Genomic DNA, 18,054 nt, shown 5'->3' with positions numbered 1-18,054 from the left:
TGGCTTAAATTACGGTGATGTATTCCTTACAATGTGTGGTTTCATTCGGAACTTGCTAAACTCAATTCGCGTTGCGCGCTGAAGGATCACACATGGATTTGAAACAAATCGCCAACACGCCGGTCTTCAAAAAGGCGTTGGTCAAGGAATATCAGAACGGTCAACTCATCCGCTCAGGCAATCAGACCCGGCTCAATGTCTCCGGTCTGAGTATGGCAAGTGCGGCAGGGTTGATGGTGCTGACGCTGGCCACTGTGGGCCTGACCTTTTTTATCCTGGCCCCTTTTTACAGTGTGTATATGGTCAGGCGGTATATGGAGCTCAAACGCATTGAGGCACTGGAAAAATCCCAGTCGATGTTTGCCCCGCTCAAGCTCCAGTGGCACGCACGCATCCAATACCCGTCCGATGGATGGTTCAATCGCCTCTTTACCACGGCGCTTGTGCTCAGCTATGCGGCGATTGCACTGTTGGTCTGGGTGCAACTGTATCAAGTGCTCAACGGGCAAGGCTTGTGGATTGCCCTGGCCCCTTACTGGCCTTTGATGCTGTTTATGTTTGTCTCCAGTACCTTTTTGAGTGTCTATCTGGCCCCGATCAAACAGGAAGAAACGGCGTTTCAGATGGGGGTATGGGCGTTCGAACAGCGTTTTCCGGGCACATTGATGGACATGGCCAAGGATGCACGTCAGGTCATCAAAAAGCACGGTAAAAAATCCAGGGAATATCAGACCTTCGTTGAACAGGCCACTGACTCAGCTGTCTCGTCCATGCAGGATGCGGGGACGAGTGACGAAGACATCAAGCTTTATGCGGGCATGCTCTATCAGTTTTTGCGTTCGATCAAAGGCAAAGCCAGCACTGTTTCCGATCGTCCAGTGACCGCAGTGACCCTGGGCTTGGTGCTACTGGCCGCCGTGCTGGGTTGGCAACAATACAGCCACTATCAGGCGACCCAGACATTCAGCACCCTTTTTGAAAATTATTTTGAAACCGATCAGGCGTACGCGAAAGCGCAAACACTGGTCGATCAAGGGGCAAACCCCAATGCCAATTTGGACGCGCAAAAGGCCAAGGTGCCCCTGGTGCTTGAGCATGGCGACCTGGACACACTGAAAGAATGGCTGGCGTTGGGCGTGCGTATGGCCCCCTGGCCCATGTATTTGTTGGGTACGATCGATGATGAACCCCGCGCCATGACCATGACCAAAATGCTGGTCAGACATGGTGCCGATCTGGGTGCTCAGTGGGAAAAAGGCCAAACCCTGCTCCATACGGCGGCGGCCAAGGGCCATGTGTCTCTGGTTGCGTATTTGATAGACCAGGGTGTGGCGCTCAATCCGGTCTGGCAAGCCTGGTCCATGCATGGAACCGATCGACTCACTCCCTTGGATATCGCCTACAAAAATAAAACGGCAGCGGGCGATAAAATCATCGACCTGCTTGAAGAGGCGGGTGCTTAAATGTATTTAGAACGATCATCACTATGAAAAGGAGAACGTCATGAGTGAGGCATTGACCCATCTTGATGAAAAAGGCCAGGCACGGATGGTCGATGTGACCCAAAAAGCGGTGACCGAGCGCGAAGCGACGGCCGTCGGCCGAGTGGTGATGCAACCCCGGACCCTGGCCATGATCCTGGACGGCACCCACAAAAAAGGCGATGTGATCGCCACCGCCCGCATTGCCGGGATTATGGCCGCCAAGCGCACCCCCGACCTGATTCCGATGTGTCATCCACTGATGCTGACCTCGGTCAAGGTCGAGTTGACGGAAAATCCGAAAGAAAGCTGCGTGGACATTGAAGCCACCTGCAAGTTGGCCGGGCAGACCGGGGTGGAAATGGAAGCGCTCACCGCCGTTTCTGCCGCCGCGCTGACGCTGTATGACATGTGCAAAGCGGTGGACAAAGGCATGCAGATCGAAGGCATTCAGCTGGAAGAAAAGAAAGGCGGAAAAAGCGGCCACTGGACCAGAGAAGCAGACGAATAGTCCTCCCCAAAAAATCCTATTTAACCAGGCCTGGTTAAAACGGGTAGTACTGCAGCGCGTCCGGGCCTTCGTTGTTGAGGATGATTTCCAGGCCTTTTTCCGGGTAGAACCAGTGGGGCACGCCGTCTGACTGGACCTGGGTGCGTTCGGGTTCGCCGAAGCGCATTTTGATGGCGCGTTCGGTCAGGCTTTTTCTGGGCACGAGGGTGACCGACTGGATCGGTGCCTTTTTGAGTGCTTCGATGGCTTCATTGTGGGGCGTGACTTCGCGGTTGCCCAGTTTGGTCACCGTGGTTTGTATGCCCTCGGAATAGAAGCGGTTGAGTTCGTCTTGAGGCACTTTGAGGCGCAATGCGATGGCCCCGTGGATGCTGCTGATGTGAATGGAGGGGAAAAACACTTCGGCGGTCTTGCCGTCCTCGTCTTTTTTGGAAAACAACCGCACTTCATAATCGTGCCCATACAGGTCGATGGCCTGTTGAGTGGTGTCCTGCCCAACGGACAGTCCCAATGCCTGCAGTCGCCCCTGTTCATTGTAGGTGGCGTTCCACGGCAATAATTGCGGTGGCGTCTGGGTGCGTTCCGGCGGAAAAACCACGAACATCAGCGTGGCCGTGGTGGCGCCGATCAGGACCCATGCCCAGATGGGCAGTTTTGCAAGCAGGGTTTTCAGGTTCATGATCGGGTCTCAGTCTCGTCGTTCGATTTCGGATCGGGCGCTTCGGTTCTGACCTGCTCGTCGCCCTCGCCCAGTTCTTCATTGGCTTCGGCATTGCGTGGCATGAAGCGCTCGATTTTCTTGTCAATGATGCCTCTGCCGGCGTCGTACACCGAAATCCCGGTCTGCAGGAAGTTATAAAGCACGGTAAAAAACACCAGCACCCCGGCGAAGAACATGCCGATTTTCTGGACAATGGAGGTGGAGGAACCGGTCTCGGAGAAATCGTTCATCATCAGACCGCCGCCAAAGACATTGCCCAATATCGTTGCCAATACCAGCACCGCCACCGCTACGGCGTAGGAAATCATCAGATTTCGGCCACGGCGGTAAGCCAGCATCCAGTGCGCAGACACAAACCAGGAGCCGCGTTCCTGCACCTTTTTGCCGTGAAAATAGAGGTAGGCGATGACCAGCATCGACAGGCCCGGCACCAGCAAAAAGTAAAAGGGGTTGCCATCCCCCAGCTCCAGCGCGACCTTGGAAACGGCCAGATGCGTGATCAGCACATTCAGGTTGAAAATATGGTGAGGGTTTTTGGCCAGAAATTTTTCGTCTTTGTTGACTTGGTATCGCATGGTTTTTCCTGTGTCGAATCCAAAAAAAGCGCGAAGATCGGGAGATGACTTGCCTGATGGCGCTGTGTTCAAGCGTGTTACTCTAATTCTTTTCCGACTGGTTTTAAAGAAAAAAGCGTTGCTGGACGGCGATTAACCGCTGTTATGACGCAAAAATTCGGCAAAGTCCGCAGCGGGCATGGGTTTGCCGAATTTGAAGCCCTGGAACACCGCACAGTTTTTGTTCTGCAGAAAGGCGACGTGGAATTCTTCTTCAATGCCTTCGGCCACGACCTGCAGGTTCAGACTTTCGGCCATGGCAAGGATGGTGCGCACAATCGCCTGGCCTTCGGACGTTTCCAGATTGACGATGAAGGAGCGGTCGATTTTGATGGTGTCGATGGGAAAACTCTGCAGGTAGGCCAGCGACGAATAGCCGGTGCCGAAGTCATCAATCGACAGCGACACGCCCATGGCTTTCAGGCTTTTGAGAATGCTGATGTTGTGGTCGGCATTGCTCATGGCCAGGCTTTCGGTGATTTCCAGGTCCAGAAAACGCGGTGGCAGTCCGGTTTCGGTCAAAAGGGTCTGTACCTGACGGATCAGGTCATTGTGGGAGAACTGGCGGCCGGACAGATTGACGCCAATGTGCAAGTCCTTGAAACCGTCCTGATGCCAGAGGTGCGCCTGATGCATCGCGGTTTTGAGCACATAATGGCCGATTTCGTCAATCAGGCCGCTGCTCTCGGCAATGGGAATAAAGATGCCCGGTGACACGATCCCGGCTTCCGGGTGGTTCCAGCGTACCAGTGCTTCGGCACCATAGGGTTTGAGTGTCTGGCCATTGACCTGTGGCTGGTAATAGACTTCGATTTCATCCCGTTCCAGCGCTTTGCGCAGATCGTTTTCCAGAATCAGCTGTTCTTTGGAATGGGCGTTCATCTGCGCCTGATAGTAGAGGTACTTGTTGCCGCCTTCCTGCTTGGCCTGCGTACGGGCCATGTTGGCGTGGGCAATCAGGTCGCTGGCTTCGGTTCCGTCCTGATTGAGCAGGCTGACGCCCATCGACAGGGTGATGAACAGTTCCTGGGAGGTGATGTAATAGGGCTTGGACAGCGCCTGAAACAGCCGGGCCAGACTCAAGCCCAGTTCCTGTTCGTCCTGCGCGTTCTTGATGATGATCGCAAATTCGTCGCTGCCCAGTCGGGCCACAAAATCGTCTTCGCGGGTGACCCGGTTCAGGCGTTGCGACAGTTTGCGCAGCAATTCGTCGCCTTCTTCCTGACCCAGGTTGTCATTGATTTTCTTGAAGCTGTCGATGTCGAAGATCACGATCGCGCTGTAGCAATCGGATTTGGCTTCGGCCAGAAAGGTGTTGAGGGCTTTGGTAAAGAAAGAACGGTTGGCCAGATCGGTCAGCTTGTCATGGCTGGACTGATAGTCGATCAGGCTTTCGGCCTTGTGCAGGCGGCTGATGTCCTGCGCCGAACCGGTCACTCTGATCATTTCGTGACGCTCGTTGAAAAACACTTCGCCCAGCAGGTCCACGTGCAGTTTGCTACCGTCATGGTGGTGAACCCGGAAGCTGACCTGAAGGTCGTCATAGCCCTGACTGGCATCGGCAATGGCCTGCTGGACCAGTGGCTTGTCTTTGGCTTCGATGTTGGACAGAAATTGTTCCAGTGTCACGTCGGCCTGATTGGGAATGCCAAACAGCTCAAACGCAAAGCCGGACCCGCTGACCCGGTCATTGACCGCGTCCCATTCCCAGTAGGCCAGTCTGGCCAGCTGCTGGGCAAAGCTCAACTGGGTCTGGCTGATGCGCAGTGCGTCTTCGGTCAAAGAGGCCTTGATCGCGTATTTGACCCGCTGACTGAGCAGTGACCAGTTGATGGGTTTGGTGATGAAATCGGTGGCCCCGGCCTTGAAAGCCCGGTCAATTGAGGGAATGTCTTCCGGTGCGGTCAGCATCAGAATGGGGACAGCGCGCTCTTTCTCGTAGTGGCGGATGGCTTCGGTGGTGGCAAAGCCATCCATTTCCGGCATCAGCACGTCCATCAGAACCAGATCGGGCAAATCGTCCAGAAAGGCACTGAAGCCTTCGCGCCCGTTCCGGGTCTGGGTGACCCGAAAGCCTTTTTTTTCCAGCACCTTGGCAATGGTTTTGCAGATGACCGGATCGTCATCGATCACCAATATGTGGGCCGGTTGACCATGCAGGCGGGTCAGGTCTTGGGAAGAAGGCGCGTGAGATTCGGACATGGTACCACTCGTGTTTTTAACCATCAGTGTATACGCTTTGATCGCAAAAAAAAAGCGAACCGCCCGCCGTCGTACCAGTCAGGTCTGCAGCCAGAAAGTCACGGGTCCGTCGTTGGTGAGCGATACCTGCATGTCGGCACCGAATTGACCGGTTTGAGGCGGGCGGTAAGCCTGAGCGATGCGCTCGCAGAAATCGTGAAAAAGCGTTTTTGCCAGATCGGGTGGGGCGGAGGTATGAAAGCTGGGACGCAGCCCTTTTTGGGTGGAAGCGGCCAGAGTAAACTGGGGCACCAGCAACAGCTCGCCGCCCCGGTTGTCAAAGGCCTGCTGCACATTGAGATTCATTTTGCCGTCCTGGTCGGCAAACACTCGATAATGCAGCAGTTTGTGCGCCATTTTGTCCAGCGTCAGTGCGCTGTCGTGGGGTTCGAATCCCAGCAAAACCACCAGGCCTGGTGAAATCTGCCCCACTGTGTCGCCCGCAACCGTGACCTGGCCTTGGGTGACGCGTTGCAACAGCGCAATCATAAACCGAAAACCGTCCTCAGTTCTTTTTGGGACGGCTCGAACGTTTGCGTTCGTTTTCGGTCAATTCCTTTTTGCGAATGCGCACGTGGTGCGGCGTGACTTCGACCAGTTCATCCTCATCGATGAATTCCAGCGCCTGCTCCAGCGAAAAACGCTGAGGCGGTACCAGTGTGAGCGCCTCGTCGGTGCCGGCGGCACGCACGTTGGTCAGCTGCTTGCCCTTGAGCGCGTTCACGGTCAGGTCATTGCTGCGGCTGTGCAGGCCGATCACCATGCCTTCGTACACGTCTTCGCCGTGTCCGATAAACAGCTTGCCGCGGTCCTGCAGGTTAAACAGCGCAAACGCCAGCGCCTTGCCTTTGGCATTGGCGATCAGCACCCCATTGTTGCGGTCGCCGATTTCGCCTTTGAAGGTCGGGCCGTAATGCGAAAAGCTGGAAAAGATCAGTCCGTGTCCCTGGGTGGCGGTCATAAACTCGGTGCGGAAACCGATCAGGCCGCGCGAAGGGATAATAAAGTCAATGCGCACGCGACCGTGTCCGTCCGGCACCATGTCCTGCATTTCGCCTTTGCGCTCGCCCAGTTTTTCCATGATCGAGCCTTGCGATTCTTCCGGCACATCCACGGTCAGGTTTTCATAGGGTTCGCACATTTGGCCGTCGATTTCGCGGAAAATGACTTCCGGACGCGAAATGCCCATTTCGTAGCCTTCGCGACGCATGTTTTCAATCAACACCGACAAGTGCAGCTCGCCGCGCCCGGAAACCCGGAACTTGTTGGCGTCTTCGGTTTCTTCCACGCGCAGCGCCACGTTGGTCAGCAGCTCTTTGTCCAGGCGTTCGCGAATCTGGCGCGAGGTCAGCAGTTTGCCGTCCTGGCCCACAAACGGCGAGTCATTGACCTGGAAGGTCATGCTGACCGTCGGTTCGTCCACGGTCAGAGGTGGCAGCGCCTCCACATGGTTGGGATCACACAGGGTGTCGGAAATGTTCAGCGGGTCCAGCCCGGAAAACGCGACGATGTCACCGGCATGGGCTTCGTCCACATTAATCCGCTCCAGTCCGTGAAAGCCAAACAGTTCGGCCAGTTTGCCTTTGCGCTCTTTGCCGTCGGCGCCGATGATGGTCAGGGTCATGCCTGCTTCGGCGGCACCGCGCTTGATGCGTCCGGTGCCGATTACGCCTTTGTAGGTGTCGTAATCGAGCGAGATACACTGCAACTGAAACGGTCCGGCAATGTCCACATCGGGTGCCGGCACTTTTTCGGTGATGATTTCAAAAATCGGCGTCATGTCGCCATCACGCACGTCGTCTTCCAGACCGGCAAAACCGTTCAGGCCTGACGCGTAGATGACTTCAAAGTCCATCTGATCATCGGTCGCGCCCAAGCGGTCAAACAAATCAAAGGTCTGATCCAGAACCCAGTCCGGACGCGCGCCGGGACGGTCGATCTTGTTGATGACCACAATCGGCTTCAGACCTTGCTTGAGGGCTTTTTCGGTCACAAAACGGGTTTGCGGCATCGGGCCTTCGACCGAATCGACCAGCAGCAGCACCGAATCCACCATCGACAGAATCCGTTCCACTTCGCCACCAAAGTCGGCGTGGCCGGGGGTGTCGACAATGTTGATGCGGAAATCGCGCCAGTTGACGGCGGTGTTTTTCGACAGAATCGTAATACCGCGCTCTTTTTCCAGGTCATTGGAATCCATGACCCGGTCGCCCATGTCTTTGCGCGACTCATCAAAGGTGCCAGACTGGCGTAAAAGCTGGTCAACCAGGGTGGTTTTGCCGTGGTCAACGTGGGCAATAATGGCGATATTACGAATATGATCGGTTTTCATTGGGTCTCTCAGGTGTTTCGAAAAGGGGGTATTATACAGAAAGCCCTGTCGATTTTTGTGAAACCCACGGTTTTTTGTTAGTTCACAAGCGCTTAGGCCATTTGCAGAGGGGACGAAACCCAAAATCTACCAGGCCTGGTAAGAAGATTGATCGCTTAAAATTGGATCTTTTTGATTTTGCCATCCTCAAAAATCACAGCGTATTGACCCAGTGCGCGTTTTCGATTCATTTCACGTTTGACCGCGCGTTTCAGGATTTCGACAACGTCTTTTCCGTCTAGTTTTTTCGCTTTTTTCATCATACGCATCCGCAATCGATTTCAGGTTTTGATAATGCTGTGGCAGAGTGATTTCAACATTCTTGCCGGTTTTGAAAAAAATGAGGTCGGGTTCGTCCATATTCAAGACGCAATACATCGAATCAACGACTTTCAGATAATGGTAGAACAAATTATACACGCTCTTTGGAAAACGTCGTTCAATGTCCTGGATGGGAATGTTGTGGCCGCCATGCTGAACGCGTTCTTTGACCCGTTGTCTGGACAGCGCAACGTCTTCCAATGCCAGATAATAAAGGGTGACCTGCCAACCTTGTTGTTTGAGTTTTTGAATGCGCTTTAGGTAAGAAAGACCTGAAAGAGTGGTCTCAAAACACACAGTTTGTTGTTGTTGGATGGCTTGATTCAAACGCCGTAAAAACTGTTTGCCTGCATGAATGTTGCGAAACTCGGCTGGCACGTCGATCAATGATTTGGCAATCTCGTCGGCGTTGATAAAGTGTTCTATCACACCTTCATCAATCAGCTGCATGGCAAACGTGGTTTTGCCTGCCCCGTTGGGCCCGGCAATGATGGTCAATTCTTTGTTCATTGAATGCTCCAGCGGCCATCCCCCAAGCGCATGTTTTCTTTATGATATCCTAAAGTTTACCAGGCCTGGTAGATTCTTGGGTTTTGGTCGCTGGCTGGCGTCAGTCGGTGTCTTTGGAAGGGGTCGACTGTTGCTCGGCTTGTTGTCTGGCCAGATGCAGGTGGCTTTGCAGAATGCCGTAGGCCATGGTGCCGATCAGGATGCCGGCGAGGGCGAAAAATCCAGCGACCTTGCCTTCGCCGATCATGGCCGGAATGGTGCCGGGGCAGGAAGCGGTCATGCCCCAGCCCACGCCAAACAGAGCGGCCCCGATTATCAGGCCTTTCTGGTAGGGCTTTTTGACAAAATCGACTTCTTCGCCGGTGGCGACCGCATGAATGTGGGTTTTTTTCAGCAGCCAGACGCCGATCATGGCGATGACGACGGCGGTGGCAATCACGATCATCAGTTGAAAGTCTTCAAACAGAAACATTTTGGCGTGATAGTCGTAAGTGGTGGCCCCGGCGCGGCTCATCAGGAACCCGAACAACACACCGGTCAGCAACCCGAAAATCTGGGTGCGGTAGACAAAAAAGAAGGAGACCAGCATATTACGGCAGCGTAGGAACAGGGTTTCTTCGTACATGATTCACCTTCTCCGGTTTCAGGTGCCAAACAGCAGATGGGTGGTAAAAAAGGCGCTCAAAAAGAAAATCATCCCCGCCAGCAGACTGGGCGGATTGAGCATGGCCCCGCCGACCAGCGCATGCCCGGTGGTGCAGGCACCGGCCAGACGTGCGCCAAAGCCCAGCAGCGCACCGCCAAACACCAGCCAGATGGCTTTGCCTGCCAGCGTCTGCGGCAGAATCTCGTCGTACATGCCCATGCTGAAATTGAAATGCCAAGGTTCGGGCGAACTCAAGGCGCTGATCAGGCCGCCCAGCGGAATGCCCAGCAAAAACCAGAGTTTGGCGTTGTTTAACTGACGGTATTCGCCCTCGCGAAAATAGGACACACGCTGGCACATCAGCCCGCAGACATTGCCGTAACCGGTGGAACAACCGGCGGGCTTGCCCATCAGCCAAAAATGAAATATAACGAACAACCCGATGGCCAAACCGGCCAGCCAGGCGCTCCAGACAATGACTTCCATAACAACGCGATTCTGTGTTTCTGAATGAACCCTCATTTTAGAATGCGGGGATGGAGACTGCAAAAAGAGGTTTTTTGTTTACCTATAAAATAGGTTTATGGGGTATTAGAGCTTTTAATTTGGAGTAACGATGACACAGTCACAGGTGATCCCGATCCGATGCACACTGAAGGCACGCCAGTTGCTGGAAAGTTTTGATCAGAATCTGACACGTTTGCACACGCAGGGTCTGGACCCGGATGAAAACGAAGTGGACACCTTGGAGCGGCTGTCCGAGCATCTGGAAGAAGCGATTGAAAACGATGTGGCCCCCGAACGGTTGCAGGATCGGGCTCAGGCACTGGCCGATTATGCGCTGGGCCGAGGCTATCATGCCCACGAGGTCGAAAACCTGCTGACCATGCGCCCGAATCCGAATGGCAAACGCCCGACGTAGGTCCCCTCTGTTTCAATGCACTGGCTCCGGGGCCAGCAGCGCGTGTTGCGCCAGCGTATGCAAATCACGCCAGGCGCGACCGAATTCCGAATCGGTTTTGATCGCCATCATCCCGGCCTGGGCCTTGAGCGCATCCGCATTCTGCAAACAGGTTTGAACCAGCTCGAGACAGGTTTGTCGGGTCGTTTCCTGCTGCGCTTTCGAGACCGTCCCTTCCCCGGTTAACGACTGCCAGATGCGCTCGGCCTGCGGGTAAACCGTGTTACGGGCGTGTTCCATCTGATCCCGGGCCTGTTTTATCTGCGTTTGCTTGTTTTGATTGGGCGCCGCATTGGGTGCAATCGCTTGCTGACAATGGGCTTCAAACGTGTTCAGCGCCAGCTGAGAGAGCCCAAGCGCCACGCTGGCAAAGCTCAAATGAGCCAGGGTTTCCAGCGGACAGTGGTAAATGGGCTCATTCAGAACAGGCGGTTCAGACAGCGAAAACGTCATGGACGCATCCAGGGGCATGGGGTCGATGCTGAAATCATGGCTGCCGGTGGCGTTCAGTCCCAGAGTGGACCAGGTGTCATGAATGGTCACCGCGCTGGCGGGCACCGCAATCGACACAATCCGGTCTTCGTCGCCAGCCAGTTTGCAGTTGGCGGTAAAGGTGCTGGCATGGTGCGCCCCGCTGGCATAAGGCCAGCGTCCGCTGACCTCAAACCTATCCGGCGCTGTGTCAGCGTTTGGGCGGGCCATTCCACAGGGCATGCCCGACCCGGCAATCACAGCGTATTTGGATTCAAAGAGGGCGCGCGCCGCCTTTTCCGGCAGAAACCCGGAAAACAAACCGCCGCCTGCGCCGATCATCACCAGCCAACCGGTGGCACCATCGGCCGAAGCGACCCGTTCAAACACGCGCAAGGCCGTGGGCAAATCGACGCTCATGCCCTGATAGCGCTCGGAGACAAACAACCGAAACAGCCCCAGATCAAACAGGTTCTGCAACACCGAATCCGTCAGGCGTCCCTGCGCCTCGGCCACCGCCGCATCACGCCGAATCAACGGCAAAAGGGCCTCAACGTGATCGAGAAGCGGGTTTGATCTGTGTGTTTTGGGCATGGGGTGGAACCGGAAATTGGAAAGCGTCCATTCTATTCATTTAACTATCCTATGCATAGAAAGCTTCGCTTTGCGTAAGCGTTTTGTGATTGCCAGTTTGGAAAAAGAGGCGTTAAATGGTAGGCGAGTGTGGTCGGGTAAAAGCGGCCGCGCTCAGCGTTGACTTTCAACCGTTGAGGGACATGATGTTTGAACACACGGATCGTTTATACAGCAAACTCTTTGTGCTTGCGGTCGCTTTCGTCCTGGCGCTGTCCTGGACCAATGCACTGGATCTGTTGGCCATCGAGTATGTGGACGAGGCCCTGATCGATGCGGGGGTGGCGTTCGGAATCGGCCGCGGCATCAATGCGTTGGGCTCGGTCATTGAATCCACTGCGGTGACGTTTCAGTTCGGGCTGGGCACTTCGGTGTCCGTGGGCGAAGTGATCTCCCCCTTGCTGGACATGGTCGAGGACTTTTCGACCGTGATGAAACTGGCGATCGGTTCGCTGGTATTGCAGAAACTGCTGGTGGAAATTGTGGGCACCGCCTTTTTCAATCTGCTGCTGACGCTGACGGCCGGATTCGCTGTGGGCGCCTTGCTGCTTAACGCGGTCAAATACCAAGTGATCGCGATCAAACTGTTTATTACGCTGGTGGTCATCCGCTTTCTGGTGGTTTTGATGGCGCTGCTCAGTGGCGTGGCCAGTCAGATGTTTCTGGACGAAAAACTGGAACAGAACCTGCAGGCATTGGGCAGCGCGGAAGAAGCGATCCAAGAGATGGAGCTGCCGCCTGCCATTCCCGAAGAGGTTAAAGCCAGACTGGAAGCTCGGCTGGAAAACCACAGACAGCAGAAGACCGAAATGGCGGAAACGGTGCGTGATCTGGCGGGTCAGGTTGACGCCCAGCAAGCCGAAGTCGAGCGGTTTCGCCAAGCGCTGGATCAATACTCGACTCTGGAGACCTATAACCCTTTCCGTTCTGAAAGCAGCGCGAAAACTGCCAAATCCGCGTTTGACCGTTCCGTGGCGAAACTGGATGCGCTGGAAGACGAATTGGCTGCGGGGAATGAGGCGATGGGCAAATTGAATCAGGCGATCCGGGATTTGGAAAAACGGCTTCGCGGCGAATCCATCGGCTTTATGGGCGGGGTCAAAGACAAGATTTCCGGTCTCTCAAGCAAGTTCGACGGGCTCACAGACAAGCTGACTTACGAAGGCCTCAAAGATGTGATGACCAATGCGATCAATGCGATGCTGAACGCGATGGTGGCCTTTATTCTGCGCTCAATTCTGTTGCCATTGTTGTTTCTGTACGTTGTGGTGAGGTTTTTCAAGGTCGTCTGGGGGCTGGATTTCGACAAGCGTTTTCATAGCAGAAAAGACGCTGCGGCAGAGCCACCGCAGAAAACGGAACCACCTGCGGTGACGAAATCCTGAGAGGGGTTAATTCTCCGACCGAACCGTCGGGCACTGAACTCTGGGGCAATCCGGTTCAGGCCGGGCAGAGGTTTGCATTTCCTGGGAGGTGGATTGAATGTCAGGATCGTCCGGCGCGAGTTGTCTTGCACATTGCGCCGCCTGATGGGCTTCATGCTTGCAGCCCTGCGCTTTCAGAGCATAGGCCCAGTTGTTCCAGACCATCGCTTGCTGACCGTGTCTTCGGCTCAGGGCTGCAAACGTTTGACTGCTTGAATCGTACTGACCCTGTTGGTAATGCAAATTGGCCAGCGTCATGCCCAGCTGGGCGCTTTGCGGCCAGGTTTGCCAGCCGGTTTGGTAAGCCGTGAGCGCGGCGGCCTTTTGCCCCGTCTGCTCCAAATCAAAAGCGGTTTTTAACCAGGCCTGGTGATTGGCCGTCGCCGGAATCCGGTCCGGCTCCACCACCACCAACGCCCAGTAGTCGGCGCGCTGCCATGTGCGTTCAAATGTCCCAAGCGTGGTCACCCTGCGTTTGGTTTCGCCAGAGCGCAAGACCACTTCGTTTTCAGACAAATCGTACCCCACTACCACCGCATAGTGCCAAAGCGGCCACCAGCCAAAGCGCAGGTTCTGCATCACCAATACCGGATTGCCCTGGGCCACTTCGGTCAGCAATGCCTGCATTTTTGGTTCGAGCGGGTAGGGAACCAGCCCTTGCTGACGTGCCGCGCCGATCATGTCCACCTGCAGGCTGCCCTGTTTTTGTGGCGTATAAACCCGGCTGACCAGGTCGTCCGGCAAGACATTCTGATCGCGATGTTGCAACACCGTGGCCAGGGCCGCCGGGCCGCACTGGTATTTTGTCTGCGCGTAAAATGGCACCTGGCTCAGTTCGGCCTGTTGTGGCGACACCGTCAGTTCCTGTGAATACGGCAAAGAGCCACACCCGGAAAGGGCTATCAGGGACGCAGACAAAAAAACGCCCAGCCAGAGCCGGGCGCGATAAAACGGGAATGGCAAAGCCATTATCTGACGGGGTGAATGAATGGGAAAATGTCCGTCGCACCGACGACATCGGTGATCACAAACACCACAAAGATCAGTGCCACCACGCCAAGAACGCCTTCACCCGCCGGTAAATCGGCAAGCTGTCCGTTGAGTTGTGCCACTTCCGTATCCGTCATCGCCGCGACGCGTTGTTGCACATCGTCGGCGGATACGCCCATTGCCACGAGCTGATCCTGCACGTCGGTGCGGTCAAGCATTTGCGTAAGGTTTTGACGGTCCACCTGCGCCTGCTGGGTTTGCACCACTTGCTCGGTCGACATCATCGCCGCCTGAACCGGCAAAGTCATAACACTCATAAAAGCCACCAAAATTGTCCAGCTGGTCCATTGTCTCTTCATAACCATCTCCTAAAGTTGAATGGTGAGGAGCTAACTGCCCTGGAATGGTCGATTTCACACAAAGCATTCGTGCGCCAAAGATGACACAGTTCAGGCAGACGCCCCTCCATTAAAGGTACCACAACGGGTTATGAATTGTTGATCAGGTAAATGAAGCAGGCTCAGACAGCGCCAGCACCATGCTCAGCCGGGCGTTGAACCGCACTAGGCCTGGTGGTTTTGGCAATTTGCCTTAAGCTCAATCCCAGTTCAAATTCAAACTGAATATGGTATCGTTCTTCCATGGACAACTGTCTGAACTGTGCCTGAATTCAGGAGTCAAAATGCTTAATCACTGCTTATCTCTATTCTTTAACTTATGAACCCAGAGAATTTAAAGAAACTCGTTACCGTCACGATGCCTTACGGCAAATACAAGGGACGAATTATTGCTGATTTGCCAGGAAATTACCTTAATTGGTTTGCGCGTGAGGGGTTTCCATCTGGTCATTTAGGGCAGTTATTGGCTCTCATGCATGAGTTGGATCACAATGGTTTGAAGCACCTTCTTGATCCGTTGAGAAATCAAAATTGACCAGGCCTGGTAGGTTTTACATGGTTTTTACTCTGCCCTTTCTAAAAAATACACGGCCACTCAATCAACCCCATACATGACGAGATAATATGACGCAATTAAGCAAACTCGCGACAGCGATGATTCCCAACAACGGCGGTGAGTTGGTTTTATTACAGCGTGAAGATGAATTTACGATAAAGCTTTCTGGTTCACGCGGTGTATTGATGAGTAGTCGGGTTTATAGCTCCGAGCAGGAATTGGCTAAGCTTGGCTGTGCGCATATTAAAAACAAAGACAGTGCAGAGGTTTTAGTGGGCGGTTTGGGGATGGGGTATACCTTGGCAACCGCGTTGGTGTGTGTGACGGCTAGCTCAAGGGTGACTGTGGCAGAGCTGATTCCAGAAGTGGTTGAATGGAACCGCGGCCCGCTAGGGGAATGTGCTGGCAACCCGTTAGAAGATGCGCGCAGCCAGGTACGATTAGGCGATATCGCCGAATTAATCACACAACAGAAACCAGATTTTGACGCCATTTTGCTCGATGTCGATAATGGACCGGAAGGCATGACGAACAGTGAGAACAATTGGCTGTATTCAAGCGCAGGTTTAAGTGCGTTATATAACAGTCTACGCCCTGAAGGGATGCTGGCCGTGTGGTCTGCCGGGCCAGATTCGAAGTTCATGAATCAACTCAAAAAAGCCGGATTCAAAGTGAGCAACAAAACGGTGAGAGCAAGACCGGGTAAAGGCAGTCGCCATACTATTTTCCTTGCGAAAAAGCCTTAGCATTCGTTCAGGCAATGTGCAGATAATGGCATTAAGGGCTTTGCCTATTTTCGGTAAAAAACGGCGCTAAGGGGACGCCTTTTACTTCGTTGTCATGCATTTCGGCGACGCTTGATTTCCTCATAGGCGGCATTGATCTCTTGCATCTTTTCTGTGGCTTCTCTAATTTGGGCGTCCTCCATTCCCTTGCCGTGCATAAAGTCAGGGTGATATTGCTTGACTAATTTGCGGTAAGTTTTTTTGATGGTTGAAAAGTCGTCTTCTTCATTGCAGCCAAGCACCTCATAAGGGTCATTCTGATAGGTGGATCCTCCAGCGTTCCCGTTCACGTTCTCAAAGAAAGTCTCAGTTTCAGAATGCGAGAAATGCAAATTTTCACCTAGCTCAAATAGCATTGCCCTGGTGTTTTCGGACACCCCATCCAGAGAGGCAAAAGCAATGATTTGCAGGAGTGCACCCTGGCGAATTTCGTGATTGGCCTTTGATAAGGCGTGGCAGTAATAAGAGACCGGGTTGTCATCACGCTTTGCCACGTTTGCCAGCGAAAAAAGTCTTTTTTTGATGGGGTCGACGACCCTTGGATCAACACCTGCAGATATCATCGCCTGAGCCATCGACTTTATGGTGTCGCTCATGTATTCAATTTCCAGTTCACTGATCTTGCCATCGCTGGCGGCGACCTTGGCCATCAAAGCAATGATTTCTTCGGGGATCCCTAAACGTGCTTTGGCGTATTTGTTCGATGCGAAGTTTCGGTAAGCTTCATCAAAGCTTTCACTGTTTTTCACTGATTTATAGGCATCAACCCCAATGTCGACGGTTTTTCGTGTGCCTTTAAACAGCCAACCGAATAACTTGAAGAAAATAAAAACAATAAAAAGTAGGAGGTATTTAATGAATTTCATAGGGTCTCATGGTTTCTCAACAAACACGTCTTCTTCTGCTTGTTTTTGGGAAAAAGGGGGACGCTACCCTTTTTTCTTCATCCTGTCTTTCGTTACTGCGTATTAAAACACCGTTTTAACCAGGCCTGGTACGTTTTGGTTACGGCACCAGCTTGGAACACAGGCTTTCTTTTTGGGGTCTTGTGTAATGTTTGATTTGCTGTTCGCGTTTTAGGGCCTGGCTTTTGTCGGGGTGGTGTTCGCAGTAGGCCAGTTGGCACGGACGACGGCCCTGGGTGTATTTGGCGCCGCCGTTCATTTCGCCGTTGTGCTGGCGCAGGCGGCGTGGCAGGTTGTTGGTGATGCCGCAATAGAGGGTATTGTCGGCACACCGTAACAGATACACTTGCCAGTCGGTGTTGGTTGGCGTTTTGTCTGTCATAGTTAAAGGCGCTGACCGCTCTATCAAACCGTTCATCCGGGGCAAAGCCCGGCTTGTGGCTATAAATGCCCCGTTTTCACGTAAATCAAGGTGTCTTGTTCCACGTAAGGGTGGTGCTGACTCAGGTGAGGGCTGCGAATCCAGGTGCCTTGGGGATAGCGACCGTGTTCGTCGATCAATTCGCCTTTTAACACCAAAATTTCTTCGCCGCCCCAATGCTGATGCGGTTGAAACCGTTCGCCCGCTGGCCAATACACCAGCGCGGAGTGTTCGGATTGAAAGCTGTGTAAGCTCAATACGTTTAAGTGACCGATGCCAGGTTGCATGGTGGCCTGATGGGTATCCAGGGCCACGTGCTGAGTGTCTTCTGGCGAGAATTGTTCCAGTTTGACGAAAATAACGCAGCCCTCTTTGGAATGGGGCGCGTGGCTTGAGCCGGGCGGGTTGCGCAGATAGGTGCCAGCGGGGTAGTCGCCGCTTTCATCGGAAAAGACGCCTTCCAGCACAAAGATTTCTTCGCCCAGAGCATGTTGATGCGCAGGGAAGCTGGCACCGGGCAAAAACTGGACGATGCTGGTGGCTCGGCCCGATTCGGCAAATTCTCTTTCCAGTGGTTTGCGCAACACCTGGTCGGCACGACTGCCGACCCAGTCCATTTTTTCGGTTTCCACGACCACTTTTTGGGTGAAATCCATGTTGAGTGCTTGGGTTGAATCGGACATACCTTCCTACCTTTTTAGTGACGTTGCGCCCTGCTGGGTTGTCGCCGTTGGCCCACGTTGGGCACCAATGTGGCCGTGCCTGACCACCAGGCCTGGTGGTTTCTGCGGTTACTGGTGCGTTTCGTTGCGGTTGCGCCAGAGTTTGGAAACGGCTTTGTCACTGCCCAGATAGCCCACGATCAGACAGAGCAGGCCAATGCCGGTAAACAGAATCACCGGAAACAGGCCGGCCAGAATGTCGGCAAGTAGGGAGAAATACAGGCCCACGCCACCGAGCATCACAAACAGAACGCCCATGATTTTGAGCACCTTGCGGTGCGACGGGCTGTAGTGGTAATCGCCTTCCGAGTTTTCCAGCGGATTCAGAATGGGCGAGGCGAGTTGTTGCAGACGTTTTTTCATGGTGATCGC

The 18,054-nt window shown here is 53.9% G+C and carries 21 protein-coding genes; 6 read left to right on the top strand and 15 right to left on the bottom strand.

The genetic code is table 11. From position 1 onward, the window contains the following. The first annotated feature begins 92 nt into the window (after positions 1-92). Both A377_RS0104385 and moaC read left to right on the top strand, forming a co-directional pair. Positions 93-1,463, top strand: coding sequence for an ankyrin repeat domain-containing protein (locus tag A377_RS0104385; RefSeq protein WP_019894956.1), 1,371 nt, complete (start codon positions 93-95; stop codon positions 1,461-1,463). A 40-nt stretch (positions 1,464-1,503) separates the two neighbouring features. Continuing rightward, entirely contained in the window at positions 1,504-1,992 is a 489-nt protein-coding gene (moaC, locus tag A377_RS0104380; protein ID WP_019894954.1) for a cyclic pyranopterin monophosphate synthase MoaC, read from the top strand. A gap of 34 nt (positions 1,993-2,026) precedes the next feature. Here moaC and A377_RS0104375 read toward each other — a convergent pair whose 3' ends face one another. The 8 genes from A377_RS0104375 to A377_RS0104340 form a co-directional block, all read right to left on the bottom strand. Continuing rightward, complete coding sequence (locus A377_RS0104375; RefSeq protein WP_019894953.1) at positions 2,027-2,671, bottom strand: hypothetical protein; 645 nt, start codon at positions 2,669-2,671, stop codon at positions 2,027-2,029. Beyond that, a complete protein-coding gene (locus A377_RS0104370) occupies positions 2,668-3,288 on the bottom strand; it encodes a hypothetical protein (RefSeq protein ID WP_019894952.1) in 621 nt (206 codons plus the stop codon). Before A377_RS0104370 ends, A377_RS0104375 begins: the two co-directional genes overlap by 4 nt. Positions 3,289-3,420: 132 nt before the next feature. Then, entirely contained in the window at positions 3,421-5,529 is a 2,109-nt protein-coding gene (locus A377_RS0104365) for an EAL domain-containing response regulator (RefSeq protein ID WP_019894951.1), read from the bottom strand. A 78-nt stretch (positions 5,530-5,607) separates the two neighbouring features. Further along, complete coding sequence (gene dtd, locus A377_RS0104360; RefSeq protein WP_019894950.1) at positions 5,608-6,057, bottom strand: D-aminoacyl-tRNA deacylase; 450 nt, start codon at positions 6,055-6,057, stop codon at positions 5,608-5,610. A gap of 16 nt (positions 6,058-6,073) precedes the next feature. After that, positions 6,074-7,900, bottom strand: a complete 1,827-nt coding sequence (typA, locus tag A377_RS0104355; protein WP_019894949.1) for a translational GTPase TypA — start codon at positions 7,898-7,900, stop codon at positions 6,074-6,076. 231 nt (positions 7,901-8,131) lie between these two features. Beyond that, entirely contained in the window at positions 8,132-8,770 is a 639-nt protein-coding gene (locus A377_RS11845) for a zeta toxin family protein (protein WP_019894948.1), read from the bottom strand. Between the two features lie 100 nt (positions 8,771-8,870). Continuing rightward, complete coding sequence (locus tag A377_RS11840) at positions 8,871-9,395, bottom strand: DUF6691 family protein (protein ID WP_157760732.1); 525 nt, start codon at positions 9,393-9,395, stop codon at positions 8,871-8,873. A gap of 18 nt (positions 9,396-9,413) precedes the next feature. After that, the gene (locus A377_RS0104340) at positions 9,414-9,902 is read right to left on the bottom strand and encodes a YeeE/YedE family protein (protein WP_019894946.1); all 489 of its coding nucleotides are present in this window, start codon (positions 9,900-9,902) and stop codon (positions 9,414-9,416) included. A gap of 130 nt (positions 9,903-10,032) precedes the next feature. On the opposite strand from A377_RS0104340, the gene A377_RS0104335 reads away from it, so the two are divergent. Then, on the top strand, positions 10,033-10,338 hold the full coding sequence (locus A377_RS0104335; protein ID WP_019894945.1) for a hypothetical protein: 306 nt from the start codon (positions 10,033-10,035) through the stop codon (positions 10,336-10,338). Between the two features lie 12 nt (positions 10,339-10,350). Here A377_RS0104335 and A377_RS12685 read toward each other — a convergent pair whose 3' ends face one another. Next, entirely contained in the window at positions 10,351-11,442 is a 1,092-nt protein-coding gene (locus tag A377_RS12685) for an acyl-CoA dehydrogenase family protein (RefSeq protein ID WP_019894944.1), read from the bottom strand. A 116-nt stretch (positions 11,443-11,558) separates the two neighbouring features. Here A377_RS12685 and A377_RS0104325 point away from each other — a divergent pair, with 116 nt between their 5' ends. After that, on the top strand, positions 11,559-12,866 hold the full coding sequence (locus A377_RS0104325; protein WP_157760730.1) for a coiled-coil domain-containing protein: 1,308 nt from the start codon (positions 11,559-11,561) through the stop codon (positions 12,864-12,866). A gap of 6 nt (positions 12,867-12,872) precedes the next feature. On the opposite strand, the gene A377_RS0104320 is transcribed toward A377_RS0104325, so the two are convergent. Next, positions 12,873-13,784 carry a PA2778 family cysteine peptidase gene (locus A377_RS0104320; RefSeq protein WP_245546768.1) on the bottom strand — a complete coding sequence of 304 codons (912 nt, stop codon included), beginning with the start codon at positions 13,782-13,784 and terminating at the stop codon, positions 12,873-12,875. Between the two features lie 89 nt (positions 13,785-13,873). Next, positions 13,874-14,254 (bottom strand): DUF6627 family protein, encoded by a 381-nt coding sequence (locus A377_RS0104315; protein WP_028485262.1) that lies wholly within the window; start codon positions 14,252-14,254, stop codon positions 13,874-13,876. A 358-nt stretch (positions 14,255-14,612) separates the two neighbouring features. Here A377_RS0104315 and A377_RS0104310 point away from each other — a divergent pair, with 358 nt between their 5' ends. Both A377_RS0104310 and A377_RS0104305 read left to right on the top strand, forming a co-directional pair. Beyond that, on the top strand, positions 14,613-14,828 hold the full coding sequence (locus A377_RS0104310) for a DUF3820 family protein (RefSeq protein WP_019894940.1): 216 nt from the start codon (positions 14,613-14,615) through the stop codon (positions 14,826-14,828). A gap of 89 nt (positions 14,829-14,917) precedes the next feature. Continuing rightward, positions 14,918-15,595 (top strand): spermine/spermidine synthase domain-containing protein, encoded by a 678-nt coding sequence (locus A377_RS0104305; RefSeq protein ID WP_019894939.1) that lies wholly within the window; start codon positions 14,918-14,920, stop codon positions 15,593-15,595. A gap of 92 nt (positions 15,596-15,687) precedes the next feature. Here A377_RS0104305 and A377_RS13335 read toward each other — a convergent pair whose 3' ends face one another. The 4 genes from A377_RS13335 to A377_RS0104285 form a co-directional block, all read right to left on the bottom strand. Further along, entirely contained in the window at positions 15,688-16,500 is an 813-nt protein-coding gene (locus A377_RS13335; RefSeq protein WP_019894938.1) for a DnaJ domain-containing protein, read from the bottom strand. A gap of 139 nt (positions 16,501-16,639) precedes the next feature. Continuing rightward, on the bottom strand, positions 16,640-16,921 hold the full coding sequence (locus A377_RS0104295) for a GIY-YIG nuclease family protein (protein ID WP_019894937.1): 282 nt from the start codon (positions 16,919-16,921) through the stop codon (positions 16,640-16,642). Between the two features lie 59 nt (positions 16,922-16,980). Continuing rightward, positions 16,981-17,643 carry a cupin domain-containing protein gene (locus A377_RS0104290; RefSeq protein WP_019894936.1) on the bottom strand — a complete coding sequence of 221 codons (663 nt, stop codon included), beginning with the start codon at positions 17,641-17,643 and terminating at the stop codon, positions 16,981-16,983. A gap of 108 nt (positions 17,644-17,751) precedes the next feature. Continuing rightward, a complete protein-coding gene (locus tag A377_RS0104285) occupies positions 17,752-18,045 on the bottom strand; it encodes a hypothetical protein (RefSeq protein WP_019894934.1) in 294 nt (97 codons plus the stop codon). Positions 18,046-18,054 lie beyond the last annotated feature (9 nt).

Source organism: Hydrogenovibrio halophilus DSM 15072 (genome assembly GCF_000384235.1).
Classification (GTDB): Bacteria; Pseudomonadota; Gammaproteobacteria; order Thiomicrospirales; family Thiomicrospiraceae; genus Hydrogenovibrio; species Hydrogenovibrio halophilus.
This window is presented reverse-complemented; position numbering and strand designations above follow the sequence as displayed.

Bases quoted from the DNA above. Each gene is read 5' to 3' on its own strand.
- A377_RS0104385 (WP_019894956.1), top strand. From the start codon at position 93: ATGGATTTGAAACAAATCGCCAACACGCCGGTCTTCAAAAAGGCGTTG.
- moaC (WP_019894954.1), top strand. From the start codon at position 1,504: ATGAGTGAGGCATTGACCCATCTTGATGAAAAAGGCCAGGCACGGATG.
- A377_RS0104375 (WP_019894953.1), bottom strand. From the start codon at position 2,671: ATGAACCTGAAAACCCTGCTTGCAAAACTGCCCATCTGGGCATGGGTC.
- A377_RS0104370 (WP_019894952.1), bottom strand. From the start codon at position 3,288: ATGCGATACCAAGTCAACAAAGACGAAAAATTTCTGGCCAAAAACCCT.
- A377_RS0104365 (WP_019894951.1), bottom strand. From the start codon at position 5,529: ATGTCCGAATCTCACGCGCCTTCTTCCCAAGACCTGACCCGCCTGCAT.
- dtd (WP_019894950.1), bottom strand. From the start codon at position 6,057: ATGATTGCGCTGTTGCAACGCGTCACCCAAGGCCAGGTCACGGTTGCG.
- typA (WP_019894949.1), bottom strand. From the start codon at position 7,900: ATGAAAACCGATCATATTCGTAATATCGCCATTATTGCCCACGTTGAC.
- A377_RS11845 (WP_019894948.1), bottom strand. From the start codon at position 8,770: ATGAACAAAGAATTGACCATCATTGCCGGGCCCAACGGGGCAGGCAAA.
- A377_RS11840 (WP_157760732.1), bottom strand. From the start codon at position 9,395: ATGTACGAAGAAACCCTGTTCCTACGCTGCCGTAATATGCTGGTCTCC.
- A377_RS0104340 (WP_019894946.1), bottom strand. From the start codon at position 9,902: ATGGAAGTCATTGTCTGGAGCGCCTGGCTGGCCGGTTTGGCCATCGGG.
- A377_RS0104335 (WP_019894945.1), top strand. From the start codon at position 10,033: ATGACACAGTCACAGGTGATCCCGATCCGATGCACACTGAAGGCACGC.
- A377_RS12685 (WP_019894944.1), bottom strand. From the start codon at position 11,442: ATGCCCAAAACACACAGATCAAACCCGCTTCTCGATCACGTTGAGGCC.
- A377_RS0104325 (WP_157760730.1), top strand. From the start codon at position 11,559: ATGGTAGGCGAGTGTGGTCGGGTAAAAGCGGCCGCGCTCAGCGTTGAC.
- A377_RS0104315 (WP_028485262.1), bottom strand. From the start codon at position 14,254: ATGAAGAGACAATGGACCAGCTGGACAATTTTGGTGGCTTTTATGAGT.
- A377_RS0104310 (WP_019894940.1), top strand. From the start codon at position 14,613: ATGAACCCAGAGAATTTAAAGAAACTCGTTACCGTCACGATGCCTTAC.
- A377_RS0104305 (WP_019894939.1), top strand. From the start codon at position 14,918: ATGACGCAATTAAGCAAACTCGCGACAGCGATGATTCCCAACAACGGC.
- A377_RS13335 (WP_019894938.1), bottom strand. From the start codon at position 16,500: ATGAAATTCATTAAATACCTCCTACTTTTTATTGTTTTTATTTTCTTC.
- A377_RS0104295 (WP_019894937.1), bottom strand. From the start codon at position 16,921: ATGACAGACAAAACGCCAACCAACACCGACTGGCAAGTGTATCTGTTA.
- A377_RS0104290 (WP_019894936.1), bottom strand. From the start codon at position 17,643: ATGTCCGATTCAACCCAAGCACTCAACATGGATTTCACCCAAAAAGTG.
- A377_RS0104285 (WP_019894934.1), bottom strand. From the start codon at position 18,045: ATGAAAAAACGTCTGCAACAACTCGCCTCGCCCATTCTGAATCCGCTG.